The sequence below is a fragment of the Micromonospora sp. NPDC049580 genome, from assembly GCF_040675595.1.
In the GTDB taxonomy this organism is placed as follows: domain Bacteria; phylum Actinomycetota; class Actinomycetes; order Mycobacteriales; family Micromonosporaceae; genus Micromonospora.
Genome location: NZ_JBFAPG010000441.1, coordinates 1 through 5,338, shown reverse-complemented (window position 1 = coordinate 5,338; position 5,338 = coordinate 1). Strand labels below are relative to the sequence as shown.

Genomic DNA, 5,338 nt, shown 5'->3' with positions numbered 1-5,338 from the left:
CTTTTTTGTTGTTTTTTTTGCGCTCGTTTGCGCGTCACTGCGGCCGGGGGGGGGCGGGTGGGCGCGCGGGCGGCGCGCGCCGCCGGCCCGGTGTCGTTCGTGGCGCTCGTCGCGCCGCACGTGGCCAAGCGGCTGACCCGGGCGCCCGGCCCCAACCTGCTGCCGTCGATGGCCCTCGGCTCGGCCCTGCTGGTCGGCGCCGACCTGCTGGCCCAGCGCGCGTTCACCGGGCACCAACTGCCGGTCGGCGTGGTGACCGGAGTGCTCGGCGGCGGCTACCTGGTCTGGCTGTTGGCCGTCGAACGCCGGGCGGGCCGGCTGTGAACACCCCTTCCGAAGGAGCCCTCATGACGTCCCGCCTCGGCGGCACCGCGCTGACCCTCGCCTACGACCGGCGCACCATCTCCGAGGACCTGACCGTGGCGGTGCCCGACCGGTCGTTCACGGTGATCATCGGGCCGAACGCGTGCGGCAAGTCGACCCTGCTGCGCGCGCTGTCGCGGATGCTGCGCCCGAGCGCCGGCGCGGTGCTGCTGGACGGTCGGGACATCCACGACCTGCCCGCCCGCACGGTCGCCCGCACCCTCGGCCTGCTGCCGCAGTCGTCGATCGCGCCGGACGGGATCGGCGTCGCCGAACTGGTCGCCCGGGGTCGCTACCCCCACCAGGGTCTGCTGCGGCAGTGGTCCCGCGAGGACGAGCGGATCGTCGACGAGTCGATGGCCGCCACCGGGGTCGCCGACCTCGCCGACCGGCCGGTGGACGAGCTGTCCGGCGGCCAGCGTCAGCGCGTCTGGATCGCCATGGCGCTGGCCCAGCAGACGCCGTTGCTGCTGCTCGACGAGCCGACCACGTACCTCGACATCGCCCACCAGATCGAGATCCTGGACCTGTGCGCCCGGCTGCACGAGGAGCAGGGCCGCACGCTGGTCGCGGTTCTGCACGACCTCAACCACGCCGCCCGGTACGCCACCCATCTCATCGCGATGCGCGACGGGAAGGTGGTGGCCGCCGGCGACCCCCGCGAGGTGGTCACCGCCGATCTGGTCGCCGACGTGTTCGGGCTGCCCTGCCGGGTCATCGACGACCCGGAGACGGGCACCCCGCTGGTCGTCCCCGCCGCCCGCCGGCGCGCGACCGAGCCGGCATGAGCGCGCGGCGCTTCCGCGACCCGTGGGGCGTGCCGCACGTACGCGCCGACGACCCGCTGGCCCTCGCAGAGGCGCAGGGTCGGGTGACCGCGTACGACCGGGCGTGGCAGATCGAGGTGGAACGGCACCGGTCGGCGGGCACCAGCGCGGCGTTTCTCGGCGTCGACGCGCTCGCCTGGGACCGCTTCGCCCGCCAGGTACGGCTGGACGACACCGCCCGTCGTTGCCACGCCAACCTGGACGAGGCGACCGCCGAGTGGGTGGGCGCGTACGTGGACGGGGTGAACGCCGGCCTCGCCGCCGGGGCGGCCCGGTCACCGGAGTTCGCCGCCGTCGGGCTGACGCCGGGCCGGTGGGAGCCGTGGACGCCGCTCGCGGTGTGGCTGGGGCACCACATCCTGTTCGCGGGGTTTCCCGGCAAGCTCTGGCGCGAGCACGTCGCACAGTGCCTCGGCCCGGCGGCGGTCGAGGTGTTCGCCACCGACGGGCCGGCCGTCGCCGGCAGCAACGGGTGGCTGCTCGCCGGTTCCCGCACCGCCACCGGCGCCGCGCTGCTCGCCGGCGACCCGCACCGGTTTCTGGAGGACCCGGGCGTCTACCAGCAGATCCGGCTGGCCTGCCCGGAGTACGACGTGGTCGGCCTGGCCGTGCCCGGTGTGCCGGGCATCGCGCACTTCGGCCACACCGGGACGGTGGCGTGGGCGATCACCAACGCGATGGCCGACTACCAGGACGTCTACGCCGAGCGGCTGCGCCGGCACGGCACGGGGGTGCGGGCGCTCGGCCCGGACGGCTGGCGCGAGGCGCACGTCCACGTCGAGACGATCGAGGTGGCCGGCGCGGACCCGGTCCGGGTGGAGGTGGTGGAGACCGAGCGGGGGCCGGTGATCGCCGGCGGGCCGGACGACGAGACGGCGCTGAGCCTGCGCTACCCGCCCCGGGTCCGCGGCGAGCTGGGCTTCGCGGCGCTACCGGAGCTGCTGCGCGCCCGTGGCGTGTCCGATGTGGACGAGGCTCTGCGGCACTGGGTGGAGCCGGTCAACGTGGTGCAGGCGGCGGACACCGCCGGCGGGCTGCTGCACCGGGTCGCCGGGGTGGTGCCGCTGCGGCATCCGGACAACGGCCGCCGGGTGGTCCCGGCCTGGGAGGCCGCGTACGCCTGGCGCGGCTGGCACGCGTCGATGCCCCGCGCCGAGGTGACCGGCCGGGCGGTGATGGCCAACGAGCGGGGGCTCGCGGCGCCGCTCGGCGTCGAGTTCGCCCCACCGCACCGGGCGCGGCGGATCACCGAACTGCTCGACGCCGGCCGGGACTGGACGGCCCCCGAGATGGCCGCCGTGCACACCGACACGCGCCTCGGCTCGGCCGGGCCGCTGCTGGCGGTGCTCGACGGGCTGACCGGGCTCGGCCCCGCCGCCGCCGCGCTGCGCGACCGGCTGCTGCGCTGGGACCACCGGATGAGCGCCGACAGCACCGACGCGGCGGACTTCGCCGTCCTGCGGGCCGCTGTCGTCCGCCGGATCGCCGCCCATCCGGCCCTGGCCGCGCTGGCCGAGCCGCCCGCGTACCCCGAGGTGTTCGCGCCCTGGTTGGCGCTGACGCCGCGGGTCGGCTACGCGCTGGAGCACCTGCTCGGCGGCAGGTCGCTGCCCGGCGTCGACGCGCCGGCGGTGGTACGCGCGGCGGCGGAGGAGGTCGCCGGTGCGGCGGCCGGCCCGGTGCGCTGGGGTGACCTGCACCGGTTGGCGGCCTGGCGGGCGCTGCCTGACCCGGACGCCGCGCCCGGTCCCCGGCTCGACGGCGACCACGACTGTGTGCTGGCCACCTCCAGCGTGCCCGGGGTCACTCACGGGTGCTTCCGGGGGCCGGCCGCGCGGTTCGTCTGGGACCTGGCCCGCCGCCAGGACAGCCGGTGGGTGGTCCCGCTGGGCGCCAGCGGCGTGCCCGGCGACCCGCACCACGACGACCAGCAGCCCGCGTGGCTGGCCGGCGAGCTGCTGCCGGTGACCACGGACTGGCACCACCTCACCGAGGAGCCCGATGAGCACTGACGGTCAGCACTACCGGCGCGACGTCACCGGGTTCGGGGTGGTCACCATCCGCCCGGTGCGCCCAGACGAGGACGCCGACCTGCTGCACGGCTGGGTCACGACCGAGCGGGCCCGGTTCTGGGGGATGCGCGAGGCCAGCCGCGAGCGGGTGCACGAGATCTACGCGTACCTGGATTCGCTGACCACGCACCACGCGTACCTGGCACACCGCGACGGGGTGCCGGCCGCGCTGGTGCAGACGTACGAGCCGGGGGCCGATCCGGTCGGCGGGTGCTACGAGGTGCGCCCCGGCGACATCGGCGTCCACCTGCTCATCGGGCCCCCGGTGAGCGCCGAGCGGGGTTTCACCGGCGCGCTGTTCGGCGCGATCCTGGAGTTCGTCTTCGCCGACCCGGGGCGGCTGCGGGTCGTGATGGAGCCGGACGTCCGCAACGACCGGATGCTGCGGCGGCTGCAGCGCAGCGGGTTCCGGGCCGGTCCGGTGATCGAGCTGCCGGAGAAGCAGGCGCGGCTGCACTTCCTCGACCGGCCGGAGGGCACCGGCTGAGCCGGTCGAGCCCGCGACGCGCCGGCCGCCGGAACCTTTCCCCGGGGGCGCGTCAGCGTGGGTGGGTCGTCAGCTTGGCCAGTTGATCCAGCTGGGTGGGGTCGGAGAGGGCCGAGCCGACGGCTGCCACCCGTACGCCCGCGTCGAGGAACGCGGCGGCGTTGCCCGCGTCCAGGCCGCCCGTGGCGACGAAGCGCAGCTGCGGCAGGGGGCCGGCCATGGCCCGGAACCAGGCCGGCCCGAGGGAGATCGCGGGGAACGCCTTGAGCCAGGTCAGGCCGTGCCGCAGCGCCTGCTGCGCCTCGGTGGGAGTGGCCACGCCGGGCAGGTGCGGCAGGCCGCGCGCGGCGGCGGCGTCGGCGATCGCGAGGTCCAGACCGGGCGCGACGGTGAAGGCGGCGCCCGCGTCGGCCGCCGCCGCGACCTGATCGGCATCGAGCACGGTGCCGGCGCCGACGATCCGGTCCCGCGCCGCGCCCGCCTCGACTGCGGCGCGCAGGGCGGGCACCGCGTCGGGGGTGGCCACCGGCACCTCCACCACGACGATGCCGAGGTCCCAGGCGCGCTCGGCGAGCCGGACGGTCTCGGCGACCGGCAGGCCGCGCAGGATCGCCATCACCCGGGCGCCGCCGAAGATGTACTCGAAGTCCGCTGTGGTCATGGTCCACTCCATCCGAGGTCACGGGAGATCTGCTGGGTGGTGCCCAGCAGACGGGGTAGCAGGAGGCGCAGGTCGGCGAGGGTGGCCACCACCGTCGGAGCGGTCACCGACACCGCCGCGCTGACCGACCCGTCGGCGTGGCGCACCGGCGCGGCCACACAGGTGATCAGCGGCTCGAACTCGCCGTCGTCGGCCGCCCAGCCCCGCTCGGCGACGGCCGCCAGCTCCGCACGCAGCGCGGCCGGGTCGCAGATGGTGGCCGGGGTGTACGCCCGCAGCGCGGCGCCCTCGACCAGCCGGGTCAGCTGCGGGCGGTACGCGAGGACCACCTTGCCGACCCCGCTGGCGTGCAGCGGCGCGGTGCGGCCGATCCGGGAGTACATCCGCACCTGACCACGGGCCTCGATCTTGTCCACGTAGACGAGGTCGTCGTCGACCAGCTGTGCCAGGTGGATGGTGTGCCCGCAGTCGCGGCCGAGCGCCGCCAGGTGTGGACGGGCCACCGCGCGCACGTCCAGGGAGTCCAGTGCCTGCTGGGCGAGGTCGATCAGTCGCAGGCCCACCGTCCAGCCGCCGTCGGTGCGGCGGGCGAAGCCACCCGACTCGAGGGTCTGCAACAGTCGCAGCGCGGTGGACTTGTGCACGCCCAGGTCGGCGGCCACACCACCGAGCTGCGCGGGCTCGCGTGCCAGCAGTTCCAGCACGCGCATCGCCCGGTCGACGCCCTCGGACACCCCTCAGCCCTCCGCTCGTACGACGGTCAGGTCGGGTGGTGACCAGGGCGCGTCGAGCAGCCGCTGAAACCAGGACCACGGTGGCAGTGGCGCGTTGTCGCCGGGGCTGCCCAGCGCCTGCGCGGCGACGAGGTGGCCGAGGCGCAGGCGCCGCGTCGGGTCGAGGTCGCGCAGCAGCCCGGCCAGGTAGCCGG

The 5,338-nt window shown here is 75.8% G+C and carries 6 protein-coding genes and 1 pseudogene; 4 read left to right on the top strand and 3 right to left on the bottom strand.

The genetic code is table 11. The annotated features are described in order from the left end of the window. The 4 genes from AB0J68_RS26340 to AB0J68_RS26325 all read left to right on the top strand — a co-directional run. On the top strand, positions 1–324 hold a 324-nt coding region (locus AB0J68_RS26340), incomplete at its 5' end, for an iron chelate uptake ABC transporter family permease subunit (protein ID WP_363940907.1). A gap of 23 nt (positions 325–347) precedes the next feature. Further along, positions 348–1,151, top strand: a complete 804-nt coding sequence (locus AB0J68_RS26335; RefSeq protein WP_363940905.1) for an ABC transporter ATP-binding protein — start codon at positions 348–350, stop codon at positions 1,149–1,151. Then, positions 1,148–3,202: a penicillin acylase family protein gene (locus AB0J68_RS26330; RefSeq protein ID WP_363940903.1), complete on the top strand. Its 2,055-nt coding sequence runs from the start codon at positions 1,148–1,150 to the stop codon at positions 3,200–3,202. Before AB0J68_RS26335 ends, AB0J68_RS26330 begins: the two co-directional genes overlap by 4 nt. Further along, a complete protein-coding gene (locus tag AB0J68_RS26325) occupies positions 3,192–3,749 on the top strand; it encodes a GNAT family N-acetyltransferase (protein ID WP_363940901.1) in 558 nt (185 codons plus the stop codon). Before AB0J68_RS26330 ends, AB0J68_RS26325 begins: the two co-directional genes overlap by 11 nt. A 52-nt stretch (positions 3,750–3,801) precedes the next feature. Here the strand turns inward: AB0J68_RS26325 and AB0J68_RS26320 are convergent, their stop codons facing one another. From AB0J68_RS26320 to AB0J68_RS26310, 3 genes and pseudogenes are all read right to left on the bottom strand, one after another. Further along, positions 3,802–4,410, bottom strand: coding sequence for a bifunctional 4-hydroxy-2-oxoglutarate aldolase/2-dehydro-3-deoxy-phosphogluconate aldolase (locus AB0J68_RS26320; protein ID WP_363940899.1), 609 nt, complete (start codon positions 4,408–4,410; stop codon positions 3,802–3,804). Next, on the bottom strand, positions 4,407–5,144 hold the full coding sequence (locus AB0J68_RS26315) for an IclR family transcriptional regulator (protein WP_354856105.1): 738 nt from the start codon (positions 5,142–5,144) through the stop codon (positions 4,407–4,409). Before AB0J68_RS26315 ends, AB0J68_RS26320 begins: the two co-directional genes overlap by 4 nt. 3 nt (positions 5,145–5,147) lie before the next feature. Continuing rightward, a pseudogene (locus AB0J68_RS26310) lies at positions 5,148–5,338 on the bottom strand (sugar kinase); the annotation flags it as partial.

What these genes read in the sequence shown, in the direction of transcription:
- AB0J68_RS26335 (WP_363940905.1), top strand. Translation starts at nt 348, where the DNA reads ATGACGTCCCGCCTCGGCGGCACCGCGCTGACCCTCGCCTACGACCGG.
- AB0J68_RS26330 (WP_363940903.1), top strand. Translation starts at nt 1,148, where the DNA reads ATGAGCGCGCGGCGCTTCCGCGACCCGTGGGGCGTGCCGCACGTACGC.
- AB0J68_RS26325 (WP_363940901.1), top strand. Translation starts at nt 3,192, where the DNA reads ATGAGCACTGACGGTCAGCACTACCGGCGCGACGTCACCGGGTTCGGG.
- AB0J68_RS26320 (WP_363940899.1), bottom strand. Translation starts at nt 4,410, where the DNA reads ATGACCACAGCGGACTTCGAGTACATCTTCGGCGGCGCCCGGGTGATG.